Origin of the sequence: Pantoea sp. K16, from assembly GCF_048452805.1 — a bacterium.
Lineage (GTDB): Bacteria > Pseudomonadota > Gammaproteobacteria > Enterobacterales > Enterobacteriaceae > Pantoea > Pantoea agglomerans.
In genome coordinates, this window is sequence record NZ_JBLWNV010000010.1 from 1 (window position 1) to 14,513 (window position 14,513).

Genomic DNA, 14,513 nt, shown 5'->3' on the forward strand with positions numbered 1-14,513 from the left:
CAGTTGACTTTTAATCAATTGGTCGCAGGTTCGAATCCTGCACGACCCACCAATTCAGAATAAAGCGCCTTAAGGCGCTTTTTTCGTTTCCGGGGCACGGACTTTACCGTGCAGGATGAGAACCTGCTGCAGGTTCGCCTGAATCGCCGGGAGCGATTCAGGCTGATGCGACAGCATCACCCGCAGGGCGAGGCCCACGACGGGCCGAGGCTATCCTGCACGACCCACCAATTCAGAATAAAGCGCCTTTAAGGCGCTTTTTTCGTTTCTGCTATTGAGAGATTTCCTGCGCTTCAGGGTAAAACTGCTTTTTCCAGCTATTTCAGACTTTAAACAAAGTGCTGGCTCAGGGAGCAAGGGCGAAGCTGCCCTTTGCTAAGGTACTGGATAAGCTCTCGCCTTTTCGCAACCTTAACAATTTCAGCTCTCAAGTCGTTTCACAGCGTGCCGATAACGTATCTGACAACTTACAGGGAGAAAAATGATGTCTTCAATTTCCGGAATTCTAAGCAGTGCAGTCAGTGGCGGTGACAGCGGTGGCGGCAGTGTTGCCTCGCAGGTCGCGGCGCTGAATAAACAGATTCAGAACGTCTTAGCGCAAGTCAAAGAGCTGGCCGACAACAAAGAACTGACTGACGAACAGAAGTCTGAAATGCAGCAGATGTATCAGTCACAAATCACCATGCTGCAGGCACAGATTGCTCAGCTGGAACAGAAGCAGGCCGAGCAGGATCAGCCAAAGAGTGACAGCTCGTCTGTCAGTGAGAGCAAAGCAGACGGGATTAACCGCCCTACCGACACCAACAAAATTGACGTCTACATCTAAAATGCGGGCCTGGCCTCGCGTTGTTGCGCCAGCAGCGTCGCCTGCTGGCGCACCTCCTGCCAGATCGCTTCGGCAGCAGGCGTCAGCGAACGGTTTTTACGCTTGATCAGCGTAAGGCTGCGATTGATTTCAGGATATAGACGCCGCACCGTTAATGCGCGATCCGCCGGTAACGGTAACGCCAGCGCGGGCAGAATACTGATGCCGATCCCCACCTGTACCATCGGAAACAGCGTAGCGGGATGACCAATCTCCTGAACGACTTCAGCCCTGATATTCTGCTGCTGCATCGCCGCATCAATGAGGACCCGACTGCCCGAAGCATAGTCCTGAAGCACCATGGTGCGGCCATCCAGCATTGACCATTCTGCCCTTTCCACCTGCGCCAGCGGATCATCATCACGGCATAGCAGCAGGAAAGGCTCATCCAGAATCGCGATGCTGTCAAAATCGCTGTCGCTGAGTGGCCCAATCACAATCCCGAAATCGACTTCGGCGTTACGCACACTTTGCAGCACCCACTGCTGGGCGCGATCGTGCAGTATCACTTTGATGTCAGGAAAGTGTTGCTGGCTGGCGGCCAGACATTGCGGCATCAGATGAGCGGAAATGGTCTGGCTGGCTGCCACCCTGACGGTACCACTGCGCTGTTCGCCAAAACTGCGGATATCCAGCAGCGTGGTATGAATCTCCTCCAGCAGGCGCTCCATGCGTGACGCCAGCTGTTTTCCCGCTTCAGTCAGCATCACCTCCCGGGTGGTTCGATCCAGCAATCGCACGCCGGTTTCCGCTTCCAGCTCTTTAATACTGTGGCTGACCGCCGACTGACTCAGACCTATCGCCTGCCCCGCCTGGCTGAATCCGCCATAGTGAGCCACCGCAATAAAGGTTCGTAGCTGACGCAGGGTGTAATTCATCGATTCTGCTCATAGATTAATTCAATAAATCAATTTTATTTCTAAACAGGTTTCACGCACAATCGCGCTATTGAAAAATTTACCGGAATTTAACAATGGGATTTTTAAAACTCGATCCGATGATGGTTAAACTCATCATCACCGTGCTGCTGGCCTCTTTCCTGCCAGCCAGAGGGATCTACGTTGATATATTCAGCTATCTCGCGACGGCAGCAATAGCACTGCTGTTCTTTATGCATGGTGCCAAGTTGTCGCGTGAAAAGATCATCTCAGGCAGCAGTCACTGGCGGTTGCATCTGTGGATTATGTTCAGCACCTTTGTGCTGTTTCCGGTGCTGGGTCTGTTGCTGGTCTGGTGGCATCCGGTTAATGTCGGCCCGGAAATTTATACCGGCTTTATCTACCTCTGTATCCTGCCTGCGACCGTGCAATCCGCTATCGCGTTTACCTCCATGGCGGGCGGTAACGTTGCGGCAGCGGTATGCAGCGCCTCTGCATCAAGCCTGCTGGGTGTGTTTATTTCGCCGTTGCTGGTGAACCTGGTGATGGATATTCACAGCAGCGCGCCCAGCGATGGACTGGAGCAGATCGGGAAGATTATGCTGCAACTGATGGTGCCTTTCGTACTGGGACACCTCTCACGGCGCTGGATCGGTGGCTGGGTTGAGAAGCACCGCAGCCTGATTGGCAAAACCGACCAGACCTCGATTCTGCTGGTGGTCTACTCCGCCTTCAGTGAAGCGGTGGTTAATGGCATCTGGCATCGCGTTGGGTTGATTACGCTGCTGTGGATTGTGGCAGGCTCAATCATTCTGCTGACCGCCGTGCTGATTATCAACCTGCTGGCCTCGCGTCTGTTCCGCTTTAAACGCGCCGATGAGATTGTGGTGCTGTTTTGTGGTTCGAAGAAGAGTCTGGCGAATGGCGTGCCGATGGCGAATATCCTGTTCCCGGCCAGTACCGTGGGGATTATTGTGCTGCCGCTGATGATTTTCCATCAGGTACAGCTGATGGTCTGCTCATTTATTGCCGGACGTTATAAGAAGACCAATGAGAAGCAGCAGCAGGCTGTGCAGGTCAAAGATTCGGTGATGGAGTCTCAGAAATAGATCGGCTGCCCGCCTGGGCGGGCAGCGTTACTTGCGGGTCTGAAGCGGTTTAACTAACCCTTCCAGACCCTCAATTTTTATTGTCAGGGTGAGTTGCATGAGATCGCCCAGCAGACCAGACGGAAAGTCCCCGCTGCGGGCAAACCACAGCAGGTAAGGCTCAGGCAGATCGAGCAGCATCCGTCCCTTATATTTGCCAAACGGCATAGGCGTATTAGCTATCGCCACCAGCTGATGTTCATCCATCTGAGGCTCCCAGCAGGCGGATCATTTCCGCTTCATCAATCACTTCAATGCCAAGCTCCGCTGCTTTCGCCAGCTTTGAACCGGCCGCTTCACCGGCAATCAGCAAATCGGTTTTCTTTGAGACACTGCCGCTGACTTTTGCGCCCAGTGCGATCAGCTGCGCTTTGGCATCATCGCGGTTCATCTGCGACAGTGAGCCGGTCAGCACCACCGTTTTACCCGCGAACGGACTGTCGATCTCTTCGGCTCTCACCACCACCACCTGCGGCCAGTGAATACCGATATCTTCGACCAGCTGGCGGATAACCTCACGGTTGCTCTCCTCTTCCATGAAATTGCGCACGTGTGCCGCAACGACTTTGCCGACATCCGGCACCGCAATCAGCGCCTCAAGATCGGCATCCATGACCTTCTGCAACTCACCAAAATGGTTAGCCAGATTGGCAGCGGTGGCTTCACCCACTTCACGAATGCCCAGTGCATAGAGGAAACGCGCCAGCGTAGTCGATTTCGCTTTCTCCAGCGCGTCGACAACGTTTTGCGCCGATTTCGGCCCCATGCGTTCCAGTCCGGTCAGTTTGGCCGCAGTAAGACGGAACAGATCCGCAGGTGTGTTGACGTACTCTTTCTCTACCAGCTGGTCGATAATCTTATCGCCCATGCCATCAACATCCAGCGCCCGGCGCGAGACAAAATGCTTCAGCGCCTCTTTGCGCTGAGCACCGCAGATTAAACCGCCCGTGCAGCGCGTGACCGATTCCCCTTCGACCCGTTCAACCTCGGAACCACAGACCGGACAGTGTGCCGGGAACAGGACTTCACGCGTCTGTTCAGGGCGCTCGGCCATCACCACGTTGACCACCTGCGGGATCACATCACCGGCGCGGCGAATAACGACCCGATCCCCGATGCGTAATCCCAGCCGCTCGATTTCATCCGCGTTATGCAGCGTGGCATTGCTGACGATCACGCCCGCGACCTGCACCGGCTCAAGGCGAGCCACCGGTGTGATAGCCCCGGTGCGGCCAACCTGAAATTCGACGTCCCGCACCCAGGTCAGTTGTTCCTGTGCCGGGAATTTAAAGGCAATCGCCCAGCGCGGCGCGCGCGCCACAAAGCCCAGCTTTTCCTGCAGTTCCTGTGAATCGACTTTGATCACTACGCCATCAATATCAAAACCCAGATTCGGACGCTGTTGTTCAATATCACGATAGAAGGCCAGGGCTTCTTCTGCGTTGTGCACCAGCTTAATGCGGTCGCTGACCGGCAAACCCCAGGCTTTAAACTGTTGCAGACGCCCCATGTGACTGTGCGGCATCTCACCGCCTTCCAGCAGGCCAAAACCGTAGCAGAAGAAGGTCAGCGGACGTTTGGCGGTAATGCGCGGATCCAGCTGACGCAGAGAACCGGCTGCTGCATTGCGCGGATTAGCAAAGACTTTGCCATCAGTCCGGCGTGCTTCCTCATTCAGCTTTTCAAAGCCGCGCTGCGTCATAAATATTTCGCCACGCACTTCCAGCCGTGCCGGAATGTTGTCGCCTTTAAGCCGCAGCGGGATAGCGCGAATGGTGCGGACATTGGCGGTAATGTTCTCGCCGGTTGTGCCGTCACCGCGCGTTGCGGCCTGGACCAGCAGACCATTTTCATACATCAGGCTGACCGCAGCGCCATCGAGCTTGAGTTCACAGCAGTAGGTTATGTCGTCACTGCTTTTCAGGCGATCCTGCACCCGCTTGTTGAAAGCCATAAACGTGGCTTCATCAAAGGCGTTATCCAGCGACAGCATCGGGACTTCATGGCGCACCTGCTCGAAGACCGTCAGCGGCGCGGCACCCACGCGTTGTGTCGGCGAGTCTGGCGTAATGAGATCCGGGTGCTCCTCCTCCAGCTGACGCAGTTCACGCATCAGACGATCGTATTCAGCATCCGGCACTTCCGGCGCATCCATAACGTGATAGAGATATTCATGATGGCGCAACGTGGTGCGCAGTTCGGTGATGTGATCCTGGACGGATTTCATAAAGCCCCATCAGATAAAAAACCCCCGACAGGCGGGGGTTTGTTTTTAACAATTCAGATAGCGTTTAGCGCAGGTCTCAGACGCCAACCACATCGCGGATACGCGCTTTGTAAGTTTCCAGCTTCTGTGGCGTCATCATGCGACGCTCATCATCCAGCACCACGCCACCTACATCATCAGCGATACGCTGAGCCGACTGCAGCATCAGCTTGAAGTTCTGATTCGCATCGCCATAAGAAGGCACCATCATAAAGATAGAGATGCCAGGCGTGCTGAAATCGGTCATCAGGTCAGGATTGAATGAGCCCGGCTTAACCATATTGGCCAGACTGAACAATACAGGGCCGCTGCCAGCCGGACTGAGATGACGATGGAAAATGTTCATTTCACCAAACTGGAAGCCCGCCTGGAGAATACCCTGCAGTAGGGCCTCACCGTTCAGTTCACCGCCCGAGTGTGCGGCAACATGCAGCACCAGTACCGCTTCTTTCGGTTTTTCCGCTGGCGCTTTAGCAGCAGGCTGTGCTGGCGCGGGCGCCGGTGTCACTTCAGGCTGCGGCTCAGGTTCTGCCTGGTACTGCGGTGCTGGCTGTACAGATTCCAGCGGGTCGAGATCCAGCAGCGGGTCGGCCTGAACGGGCGGCGCGACAAAAGTGGGTGCGGGCTGCTGACGAACCGGTTCAGGGCGCGACTGCGGAGCAGGCTGCGGTGCCGTGTTAAAAAGCGGGTCGCTTTCAGGTTCGGGTTGCGGTGCGGGTCGTGGCGCAGGCTGACGCACAGGCTCAGCGGGCGCAAGCTTACGCGGCGCTTCTGGCTGTGGCTCGCGAATCTCATCGAAACGCGGTTCCTGATGTACGTTGCGATCAGAACGAACGCGAACCTCGCCGACGCCATCATCCTCGTCGTCAATCAGGTCCTGCTCATCATTTTCATCACGTTGTTTTAGACGTTTGTGCGGGCGATCGCGGAACACTGACGAACGCTCTTTACGGCTGGTCCACAGCCCGTGAAGAAGGAGCGCTATAATGGCGATCGCGCCAACAACGATTAATATCAGACGCAAATCCTGCATCATTGTATTCTCTGTTGTTCCAATACCTTGCCACCGCGGCAAACTTTATCCTCTAACTGTATTTGCCCTGCTACACAAGTGCAAGTCTGTGCACTATTTTCTGACAAATAAGATAGGCAACCCACGCTTTTTCGCTGTTTTTTTACCCAAACGGCACCTGGCCTGGAGAAAAAGCCAGGTTATAGTGGGCGCGCCTTAACATCTTCAGGAGAACTGGCTTTATGGCCATTGAGAATTCCGTCTCAAATTTTAACGGCATGCACTACTTTAGCCAGGGCTGGAAACTGGTACGTCTGCCTGGCATTCGCCGCTTTGTAGTGATGCCGTTGCTGATCAATATCGTGATGCTGGGTGGCGCTTTCATCTGGCTGTTCTATCGTCTCGGTGACTGGATCCCGCGGCTGATGGCCCATATTCCGGACTGGCTGCAGTGGCTGAGCTATCTGTTATGGCCGCTGTCGGTGATTGCGATTGTGCTGGTGTTTAGCTACTTCTTTTCGACCCTGGCAAACTTAATTGCCGCTCCGTTTTGCGGCCTGCTGGCCGAGCAACTGGAAGGCCGCCTGACAGGCAAGCCCCTGCCGGACAGCGGCTGGGCTGGAATGATTAAGGATGTGCCGCGCATTATGAAGCGCGAGCTGCAAAAACTGGGTTATTACCTGCCCCGCGCGCTGGGACTGCTGCTGCTCTACTTTATTCCTGGCTTTGGCCAGACCGTTGCGCCGGTGCTGTGGTTCCTGTTCAGCGCCTGGATGTTGTCCATCCAGTATTGCGACTACCCGTTTGATAACCACAAAGTGCCGTTTCAGCAGATGCGTAACGCCCTGCGTCAGCACAAAACGGCCAATATGCAGTTTGGCGCGCTAATCAGTCTGTTCACCATGATCCCGGTTCTGAACCTGGTGATCATGCCGGTTGCCGTCTGCGGTGCCACCGCCATGTGGGTCGATCGCTACCGGTCAACGCTGGCACGTGATGAGTTGCGCTAAATTCATCAGTGCGCCTTATGCTCTTTTTAGCAGGGCTTATTGCCGGGCGACATATAGATATACGATTTCTTTCCTTCCGCCACCAGGCAGAAAAGGTATGCTCATAGGGTTCCCAATAATTCATACAGTTAAGGACAGGCTATGAGTAAGATCTATGAAGACAACTCTTTGACAATTGGTCATACGCCATTGGTTCGACTGAACCGCATCGGTAACGGCCGCATCCTTGCGAAAGTTGAATCCCGTAACCCGAGCTTCAGCGTAAAATGCCGTATCGGTGCCAATATGATTTGGGACGCAGAAAAACGCGGTATTCTGAAACCGGGTGTTGAACTGGTTGAACCGACCAGCGGCAACACCGGTATTGCTCTGGCCTATGTCGCCGCAGCGCGCGGTTATAAATTAACGCTGACGATGCCAGAAACCATGTCAGTGGAGCGCCGTAAGTTGCTGAAGGCGCTGGGCGCGACGCTGATACTGACCGAAGGCGCCAAAGGCATGAAAGGTGCCATCAGCAAAGCTGAAGAGGTTGTTGCCAGCAATCCGGATAAATATGTGCTGCTGCAGCAGTTCAGCAACCCGGCCAACCCGGAAATCCATGAAAAGACCACCGGCCCGGAAATCTGGGAAGACACGGACGGCGAAGTGGATGTCTTTATTGCCGGTGTCGGCACCGGCGGTACGCTGACCGGCGTGAGCCGCTACATCAAAAACACCAAAGGCAAAAAAGATCTGATTACCGTCGCGGTTGAGCCGACCGATTCCCCGGTGATTGCTCAGGCGCTGGCGGGCGATGAGATCAAGCCCGGCCCACACAAAATTCAGGGTATCGGCGCAGGCTTTATCCCGGGCAACCTTGAGCTGAATCTGGTGGACCGCGTCGTGGCCATCACCAATGAAGAAGCGATCAGTACGGCGCGTCGGCTGATGGAAGAGGAAGGTATTCTGGCCGGTATCTCATCCGGTGCTGCCGTTGCCGCGGCGCTGAAGCTGCAGGAAGATGAAGCCTTCGCCAACAAAAATATTGTGGTGATCCTCCCCTCCTCCGGTGAACGCTATCTGAGTACCGCCTTGTTTGCCGATCTCTTCACTGAAAAAGAGCTTCAGTAGCAGAGGCCGATAGTCCGAAAATGGAGAAAAAAGCACCCAATCGGGTGCTTTTTTGTGGTGCAGATCTCACTTTCATCACCCGGCAGATTGATTTCAGTGACGCCGCTCTGGTATTTAGACTGCCAATTATTTCGATGCCTGAAATTAATCCGCGTTTGAAGTGGATCAAGCTGAATCGATTTACGGATTCAGTGAAACGGCGAATCACGGCATAATTAACCGGTGACGTGTAGAATCGGTTTTGAGACGCAACGGACTGTAGATTTGACGCATGCGCGTCTTTGGTCAGCATGAAGCTATACCCGCGCACCTACACAGGCTAAAGTAAAGGCTCCAGGCTAGACTTTAGATCCATAACACTCATCCTGATAACGTTGGGGAAATAGAATGTTCCAGCAAGAAGTTACCATTACTGCACCAAACGGTCTGCACACTCGCCCAGCTGCGCAATTCGTTAAAGAAGCCAAAGCTTTCCAGTCAGAAATTACCGTGACCTCTAACGGTAAATCAGCGAGCGCGAAGAGCCTGTTCAAGCTGCAGACACTGGGTTTAACCCAGGGAACGGTTGTGACCCTTTCCGCGGAAGGTGAAGACGAGCAGAAAGCAGTTGAGCATCTGGTCAAACTGATGGCTGAACTGGAGTAATCTCCGCTCAGCTCTCCAGCAAATCGACTCCTCTGCGCCATTGAGTGCAAACATCTTGATCGCGGACAACCTGTCCGCGTTATTGCTTTCGTAGAGTACGTGTCCCGCGACAATGGCACCGCACAGAGTCCCATCAGCCATCGTGATTAAAAGGTAGCGTTATGATTTCAGGCATTTTAGCATCACCAGGTATCGCTTTCGGCAAAGCACTGCTGCTGAAAGAAGACGAGATCGTCATCAACCGCAAGAAAATTTCTGATGACCAGGTTGAGCAGGAAGTCCAGCGCTTCCTCGATGGCCGCAGCAAAGCGGCATTACAACTGGAAGCGATTCGCGTCAAAGCGGGTGAAACCCTCGGTGAAGAGAAAGCAGCAATCTTCGAAGGCCACATTATGTTGCTGGAAGATGAAGAGCTGGAGCAGGAAATCATCGACCTGATCAAAAAAGATCACGCTTCTGCCGATGCTGCTGCTTACTCGGTTATCGATGGCCAGGCGAAAGCACTGGAGGAGTTAGATGACGAATATCTGAAAGAGCGTGCGGCTGACGTACGTGACATAGGTAAACGTCTGCTGCAAAACATCCTCGGTCTGCATATCGTTGACCTGAGCGCTATTCCGGACGAATCCATTCTGGTGGCAAAAGATTTAACGCCGTCAGAAACCGCACAGCTGAACCTGAAGAAGGTGCTGGGCTTTATCACCGATCTGGGTGGCCGTACCTCACATACCTCAATCATGGCGCGCTCGCTGGAGATCCCAGCCATTGTCGGTACCGGCAATGTGACCGTCACGGTTAAAAATGGCGATTTCCTGATTCTGGATGGCGTTAACAATGCGATTCACGTCAATCCTTCAGAAGCGATTCAGGAAGAGCTGAAAGCCGTACAGAACCAGTATCTGTCGGAAAAACATGAATTAGCTAAGCTGAAAGATCTGCCAGCCGTTACGCTGGATGGTCATCAGGTTGAAGTCTGCGCCAACATCGGTACTGTGCGCGATATCGCCGGTGCTGAACGTAACGGCGCTGAAGGCGTGGGTCTCTACCGCACCGAATTCCTGTTTATGGATCGTGACTCACTGCCAAGCGAAGAAGAGCAGTTCCAGGCGTACAAAGCTGTCGCTGAAGCCATGGGTTCACAGGCCGTTATCGTGCGTACCATGGACATCGGCGGCGACAAAGACCTGCCTTACATGAACCTGCCAAAAGAAGAGAACCCGTTCCTCGGCTGGCGCGCTATCCGTATCGCCATGGACCGCAAAGAGATTCTGCATGCGCAGCTGCGTGCCATCCTGCGCGCCTCCTCTTTCGGTAAACTGCGCATCATGTTCCCGATGATTATTTCGGTTGAAGAAGTACGCAGCCTGAAAGCGGAACTGGAACTGCTGAAAGCGCAGTTGCGTGAAGAAGGTAAAGCCTTTGATGAGAGCATCGAAGTCGGCATCATGGTGGAAACCCCGGCTTCAGCCGTGATTGCTCATCATCTGGCGAAGGAAGTCGACTTCTTCAGTATTGGGACAAACGATCTGACGCAGTATACTCTGGCGGTCGATCGTGGTAATGATTTGATCTCGCACCTGTACAACCCAATGGCGCCGTCTGTGCTTAACTTAATCAAGCAAGTCATTGATGCATCTCACGCTGAAGGTAAATGGACCGGCATGTGTGGTGAGCTGGCAGGTGATGAACGTGCTACACTACTGTTACTGGGAATGGGGCTGGACGAGTTCAGCATGAGTGCCATTTCTATCCCTGGCATCAAGAAAATCATTCGTAATACTAATTTTGAAGATGCGAAGGCATTGGCGGAGCAGGCACTGGCTCAACCGACAGCGGAAGATTTAATGAACCTGGTAAACAAGTTCATTAAGGAAAAAACGCTCTGCTAATCCGCATGATGCTGGCCCCAAATTACTGCTTAGGAGAAGATCATGGGTTTGTTTTCTAAACTTTTTGGCGAAAAAACGGATAGCGCTGGGACAATTGACATCGTAGCGCCTCTGTCAGGCGAAATCGTGAACATTGAAGACGTACCAGATGTGGTGTTTGCAGAAAAAATCGTGGGCGACGGTATTGCGATCAAGCCCAACGGCAACAAAATGGTTGCTCCTGTTGATGGCACTATCGGTAAGATTTTTGAAACCAATCACGCTTTTTCGATCGAATCAGACAATGGCATTGAGCTGTTCGTCCACTTCGGTATCGATACGGTAGAACTGAAAGGTGAAGGCTTCAAACGCATCGCTGAAGAAGGCCAGAAGGTCAAAAAAGGCGACGTGGTTATCGAGTTTGACCTGCCGTTGCTGGAAGAGAAAGCGAAATCAACCCTGACACCGGTTGTCATCTCCAACATGGATGAAATCAAGGAATTGATTAAGCTGACTGGCCAGGTCACCGTCGGCGAAACGCCGGTGATTCGCATCAGAAAGTAAGCATTCGTTCATAACATAACGGCACCCGCGGGTGCCGTTATCGTTTCTGCTGTATGCCTGTTCAGGGCTGCCAGTGCGGCAGACGCAGCGTCAGTTCCAGTCCGCCTTCTGGCCGGTTTCTTGCCTCGACCTCACCATGATGCGCCAGCACCACCTTGCGCACGATAGCCAGTCCCAGCCCATAACCTTTGCCCATCAGCGGCGAATTCACCCGCACAAACGGGTCAAAGATGCTGGAGAGCTTATCCTCATCGACACCCGGCCCCTGATCGCGCACCTGAATCACCAGCCACTGCTGTTCTGCGCGCAGATGAACATCAATCCGCTGCCCTGGCTGAGAGAAGCGCAGCGCATTGCGTAATACATTCTCTGCTCCGCGCCGTATCAGCTCTGCATTGCCCCGCACGGTGTAATCAGCCCGATCGTCGACCTGCAACTCTACCTGCACGCCTGGGATCTGCGCTTCATAACGGACATCGGTAATAACCGCCTGCAGCAAGCCGGTCAGATCAAAATATTGCTCATCCGGGATGCTTTCATGCTCAGCCCGCGACAGTGTCAGCAGTTCACCGATCATCTTGTCCAGCCGACGCGCCTCTTCATCAATGCGATCAAGCGAACTGTTCACACTTTCTGGCGTCTGTCTGGCCAGCCCGGTCGCCAGCTGCAGTCGCGCCAGCGGTGAACGAAGCTCATGTGAGATATCATGCAACAGTTCTTCACGGGCGCGCACCAGGGTATCGAGCCGCTCGACCATGGCGTCAAAGGCTTCAGCGACGTTTGAGATCTCGTCGTGGCGCTTACGCATGATCGGAAACAGCCGCACGCTTAAATCGCCCTCAGCCACGCGGGAAAATCCTTCCCGCAGCTGACGCATAGGTCGCGTCAGATTCCAGGCCAGAAGCAGACTGAACAGCAATCCCACCGAACCGGCGAAGACAAACATCGGCTCAGGAATATTCAGAAATTTGCGCGGCATCATGTTCAGCGTACTGTCTTTACGCATGCCATCCAGGTCGTAGCGTAGCTGATAGGCTTTGCCATCCGCGCCGCGAACCCAGCGCACAACCTCTTCAGGAAAGCGCCCTCTGATATCCAGGTTGCCGCTGTTTTCTGATTGGGACGGTTTTGTCTGTTGGGTGACGTGGAAGAACTGCCGGTCGCTGTTATCCCAGTCCGAGAGCATCGCATTCAGCGCATCAGGCCCACCCCGCTCCAGCACTGACGCGGCGGAGGTCATCTGCAGATCCACAATACGACGGATAGCCACGAGTTCAGGCGGTTCATGCCGTTTACCGGAGAGCGTAAAGCCGAGCCAGATAAGCTGGCTCATAATGACGAATACGATCCAGAAGCCGATAAAGATCTTCCAGAACATGCGTCCACGGTAACTCTGCTTCATCGAATACGGTAGCCGATGCTGCGAACGGTTTCGATGTTGATGCTGTCAGCGGTTAATGCACTGAGCTTCTGACGAATGTTACTGATATGTACATCGACGCTGCGGTCATAGGCTTCACGCGGACGACCGAGTCCCTTTTCAGAGAGCTCATCTTTTGACACCACTCTGTCCGGCGCACGCAGCAGCAGATCCAGCAGATTAAATTCCGACGCCGTCAGATCAAAGGTTTTACCCTGCCATTCGCTAATGCGGGTGGCGGGATTAAGCATGAGTTCCCCCCAGCGCAGCGGCTCTCTGGCGTCTGGCTGTGGCGCCTGCTCTTCGAAACGGCGCAATACGGCGCGCAGACGCGCCACCAGTTCACGGGGATAGCAGGGCTTGGGCATATAGTCATCCGCGCCCATCTCCAGACCGATCACGCGATCAATATTATCGCCTTTGGCAGTCAGCATAATCACCGGTATCCGGCTGTTCTGGCGCACCTGACGCAACACATCAATGCCGCTCATGTCGGGCAGCATAATGTCCAGGATCATGGCGGTGAACTCTCCCGATAACGCGCCCTGCACGCCGGCGCTGCCGGTCAGAACCAGCTGGGCATCAAACCCTTCCCCGATCAGGTACTGGCTTAACATGGTGCCTAATTCAACATCATCATCAACAAGCAAAATTTTCATGGTTATCTCTCTGGAGAATTGCCGCTATTTTGTCCTGTGCTGAACATTCGCGCAGCCTGATTTACGCGATCCTTACAGATTCAGTCTGTCTGGCACCGAAAATTGGGGTTAAAAAAAGGCCTGTGGGCAGTAAATGCACGCACAGGCCTGATTCCGCATCAGCAGAGGTTACTGATGATAGAGTCCGGTAGATAGATAACGGTCACCGCGATCGCAGGCGATCGCCACCACCACGCTGCCAGGATTGGCCTGCGCAATGCGCAGCGCACCCGCCACCGCGCCGCCTGAACTGACGCCACAGAAAATGCCTTCACGGCGTGCCAGCGCCCGCATCGTCTCTTCCGCTTCCTTTTGCGTCATATCCATTACATCATCGACCAGATCGGGACGATAGATCCCCGGCAGATAGGCAAGCGGCCAGCGACGAATGCCTGGAATACTGCTGCCTTCGCTGGGCTGCAAACCGATCACCTGCACGCCCGTGTTGAGCTCTTTCAGATATCGTCCTACGCCGGTAATGGTGCCGGTGGTGCCCATGCTGGAGACAAAATGGGTCATGCGCTGGTTCGACTGCTGCCACAATTCCGGGCCGGTGGTCTGATAGTGACCCAGCGGATTATCGGGATTATTAAACTGGTCCAGCACCCGGCCTTCACCGCGCGCCGCCATCGCCTGCGCCAGATCGCGTGCGCCCTCCATGCCCTGTTCACGGGGCACCAGAATTAACTCTGCGCCATAGGCGCGCATCGCGTCCTGCCGCTCCTGACTCATATTGTCGGGCATCAGCAGGCGAAGTCGGTAGCCTTTCATCGCCGCGATCATCGCCAGCGCAATCCCGGTGTTGCCGCTGGTAGCTTCAATCAGCTGATCGCCAGGTGCAATATCACCACGCAGCTCTGCCTGATTGATCATCGACCAGGCCGCGCGATCTTTTACCGAACCTGCCGGATTATTGCCTTCCAGCTTGAGCCAGACCTCGCTGCCGTTGGCGGGCGTCAGGCGCTGCAACTTGATCAGCGGGGTATTGCCGATGGTATTTTCGAGAGTCGTCACGGTGCGGTTCCTGGC

Annotated in this window: 14 protein-coding genes and 1 other RNA gene; 8 read left to right on the plus strand and 7 right to left on the minus strand. The window is 54.4% G+C overall.

Annotated features, from left to right (window positions below; translation table 11 throughout):
• Nucleotides 1-94: 94 nt before the first annotated feature.
• Both ACK13D_RS13985 and ACK13D_RS13990 read left to right on the plus strand, forming a co-directional pair.
• A non-coding RNA gene (locus ACK13D_RS13985) (RtT sRNA) lies at nucleotides 95-230 on the plus strand.
• A gap of 254 nt (nucleotides 231-484) precedes the next feature.
• A complete protein-coding gene (locus ACK13D_RS13990; RefSeq protein ID WP_418796747.1) occupies nucleotides 485-826 on the plus strand; it encodes a FlxA-like family protein in 342 nt (113 codons plus the stop codon).
• Here ACK13D_RS13990 and ACK13D_RS13995 read toward each other — a convergent pair.
• Nucleotides 823-1,743, minus strand: a complete 921-nt coding sequence (locus ACK13D_RS13995) for a LysR family transcriptional regulator (RefSeq protein WP_010259882.1) — start codon at nucleotides 1,741-1,743, stop codon at nucleotides 823-825. The two genes, ACK13D_RS13990 and ACK13D_RS13995, sit on opposite strands and share 4 nt — an antisense overlap.
• A gap of 95 nt (nucleotides 1,744-1,838) precedes the next feature.
• On the opposite strand from ACK13D_RS13995, the gene ACK13D_RS14000 reads away from it, so the two are divergent.
• The gene (locus ACK13D_RS14000; protein WP_010671370.1) at nucleotides 1,839-2,852 is read left to right on the plus strand and encodes a bile acid:sodium symporter family protein; all 1,014 of its coding nucleotides are present in this window, start codon (nucleotides 1,839-1,841) and stop codon (nucleotides 2,850-2,852) included.
• A gap of 27 nt (nucleotides 2,853-2,879) precedes the next feature.
• Here ACK13D_RS14000 and ACK13D_RS14005 read toward each other — a convergent pair whose 3' ends face one another.
• The 3 genes from ACK13D_RS14005 to zipA all read right to left on the minus strand — a co-directional run bounded on the left by ACK13D_RS14005 (nucleotide 2,880) and on the right by zipA (nucleotide 6,193).
• Complete coding sequence (locus ACK13D_RS14005; protein WP_418796661.1) at nucleotides 2,880-3,098, minus strand: DUF3820 family protein; 219 nt, start codon at nucleotides 3,096-3,098, stop codon at nucleotides 2,880-2,882.
• Nucleotides 3,091-5,118 (minus strand): NAD-dependent DNA ligase LigA, encoded by a 2,028-nt coding sequence (gene ligA / locus ACK13D_RS14010; protein WP_132499578.1) that lies wholly within the window; start codon nucleotides 5,116-5,118, stop codon nucleotides 3,091-3,093. Before ligA ends, ACK13D_RS14005 begins: the two co-directional genes overlap by 8 nt.
• Before the next feature lie 76 nt (nucleotides 5,119-5,194).
• The gene (zipA, locus tag ACK13D_RS14015) at nucleotides 5,195-6,193 is read right to left on the minus strand and encodes a cell division protein ZipA (protein ID WP_033758575.1); all 999 of its coding nucleotides are present in this window, start codon (nucleotides 6,191-6,193) and stop codon (nucleotides 5,195-5,197) included.
• A 218-nt stretch (nucleotides 6,194-6,411) separates the two neighbouring features.
• Here zipA and cysZ point away from each other — a divergent pair, with 218 nt between their 5' ends.
• The 5 genes from cysZ (at nucleotide 6,412) to crr (ending at nucleotide 11,366) form a co-directional block, all read left to right on the plus strand.
• Nucleotides 6,412-7,179, plus strand: coding sequence for a sulfate transporter CysZ (gene cysZ, locus ACK13D_RS14020; protein WP_187500619.1), 768 nt, complete (start codon nucleotides 6,412-6,414; stop codon nucleotides 7,177-7,179).
• A 141-nt stretch (nucleotides 7,180-7,320) separates the two neighbouring features.
• Complete coding sequence (cysK, locus tag ACK13D_RS14025; RefSeq protein ID WP_010259895.1) at nucleotides 7,321-8,289, plus strand: cysteine synthase A; 969 nt, start codon at nucleotides 7,321-7,323, stop codon at nucleotides 8,287-8,289.
• Nucleotides 8,290-8,676: 387 nt separating this feature from the next.
• Nucleotides 8,677-8,934 carry a phosphocarrier protein Hpr gene (ptsH, locus tag ACK13D_RS14030; protein ID WP_003848868.1) on the plus strand — a complete coding sequence of 86 codons (258 nt, stop codon included), beginning with the start codon at nucleotides 8,677-8,679 and terminating at the stop codon, nucleotides 8,932-8,934.
• Between the two features lie 161 nt (nucleotides 8,935-9,095).
• Nucleotides 9,096-10,823 (plus strand): phosphoenolpyruvate-protein phosphotransferase PtsI, encoded by a 1,728-nt coding sequence (gene ptsI, locus ACK13D_RS14035; protein WP_010259908.1) that lies wholly within the window; start codon nucleotides 9,096-9,098, stop codon nucleotides 10,821-10,823.
• A gap of 42 nt (nucleotides 10,824-10,865) precedes the next feature.
• Nucleotides 10,866-11,366 (plus strand): PTS glucose transporter subunit IIA, encoded by a 501-nt coding sequence (gene crr, locus ACK13D_RS14040; protein WP_418796663.1) that lies wholly within the window; start codon nucleotides 10,866-10,868, stop codon nucleotides 11,364-11,366.
• A 61-nt stretch (nucleotides 11,367-11,427) separates the two neighbouring features.
• Here the strand turns inward: crr and ACK13D_RS14045 are convergent, their stop codons facing one another.
• The 3 genes from ACK13D_RS14045 to cysM all read right to left on the minus strand — a co-directional run bounded on the left by ACK13D_RS14045 (nucleotide 11,428) and on the right by cysM (nucleotide 14,498).
• Nucleotides 11,428-12,768: an ATP-binding protein gene (locus ACK13D_RS14045; protein ID WP_010259915.1), complete on the minus strand. Its 1,341-nt coding sequence runs from the start codon at nucleotides 12,766-12,768 to the stop codon at nucleotides 11,428-11,430.
• Nucleotides 12,765-13,445, minus strand: coding sequence for a response regulator transcription factor (locus ACK13D_RS14050; protein WP_010671364.1), 681 nt, complete (start codon nucleotides 13,443-13,445; stop codon nucleotides 12,765-12,767). The genes ACK13D_RS14045 and ACK13D_RS14050 overlap by 4 nt, the downstream gene beginning before the upstream one ends.
• Nucleotides 13,446-13,613: 168 nt before the next feature.
• Nucleotides 13,614-14,498 (minus strand): cysteine synthase CysM, encoded by an 885-nt coding sequence (gene cysM, locus ACK13D_RS14055; protein ID WP_010259921.1) that lies wholly within the window; start codon nucleotides 14,496-14,498, stop codon nucleotides 13,614-13,616.
• Nucleotides 14,499-14,513: the final 15 nt, after the last annotated feature.

What these genes read in the sequence shown, in the direction of transcription:
- ACK13D_RS13990 (WP_418796747.1), top strand. Translation starts at nt 485, where the DNA reads ATGTCTTCAATTTCCGGAATTCTAAGCAGTGCAGTCAGTGGCGGTGAC.
- ACK13D_RS13995 (WP_010259882.1), bottom strand. Translation starts at nt 1,743, where the DNA reads ATGAATTACACCCTGCGTCAGCTACGAACCTTTATTGCGGTGGCTCAC.
- ACK13D_RS14000 (WP_010671370.1), top strand. Translation starts at nt 1,839, where the DNA reads ATGGGATTTTTAAAACTCGATCCGATGATGGTTAAACTCATCATCACC.
- ACK13D_RS14005 (WP_418796661.1), bottom strand. Translation starts at nt 3,098, where the DNA reads ATGGATGAACATCAGCTGGTGGCGATAGCTAATACGCCTATGCCGTTT.
- ligA (WP_132499578.1), bottom strand. Translation starts at nt 5,118, where the DNA reads ATGAAATCCGTCCAGGATCACATCACCGAACTGCGCACCACGTTGCGC.
- zipA (WP_033758575.1), bottom strand. Translation starts at nt 6,193, where the DNA reads ATGATGCAGGATTTGCGTCTGATATTAATCGTTGTTGGCGCGATCGCC.
- cysZ (WP_187500619.1), top strand. Translation starts at nt 6,412, where the DNA reads ATGGCCATTGAGAATTCCGTCTCAAATTTTAACGGCATGCACTACTTT.
- cysK (WP_010259895.1), top strand. Translation starts at nt 7,321, where the DNA reads ATGAGTAAGATCTATGAAGACAACTCTTTGACAATTGGTCATACGCCA.
- ptsH (WP_003848868.1), top strand. Translation starts at nt 8,677, where the DNA reads ATGTTCCAGCAAGAAGTTACCATTACTGCACCAAACGGTCTGCACACT.
- ptsI (WP_010259908.1), top strand. Translation starts at nt 9,096, where the DNA reads ATGATTTCAGGCATTTTAGCATCACCAGGTATCGCTTTCGGCAAAGCA.
- crr (WP_418796663.1), top strand. Translation starts at nt 10,866, where the DNA reads ATGGGTTTGTTTTCTAAACTTTTTGGCGAAAAAACGGATAGCGCTGGG.
- ACK13D_RS14045 (WP_010259915.1), bottom strand. Translation starts at nt 12,768, where the DNA reads ATGAAGCAGAGTTACCGTGGACGCATGTTCTGGAAGATCTTTATCGGC.
- ACK13D_RS14050 (WP_010671364.1), bottom strand. Translation starts at nt 13,445, where the DNA reads ATGAAAATTTTGCTTGTTGATGATGATGTTGAATTAGGCACCATGTTA.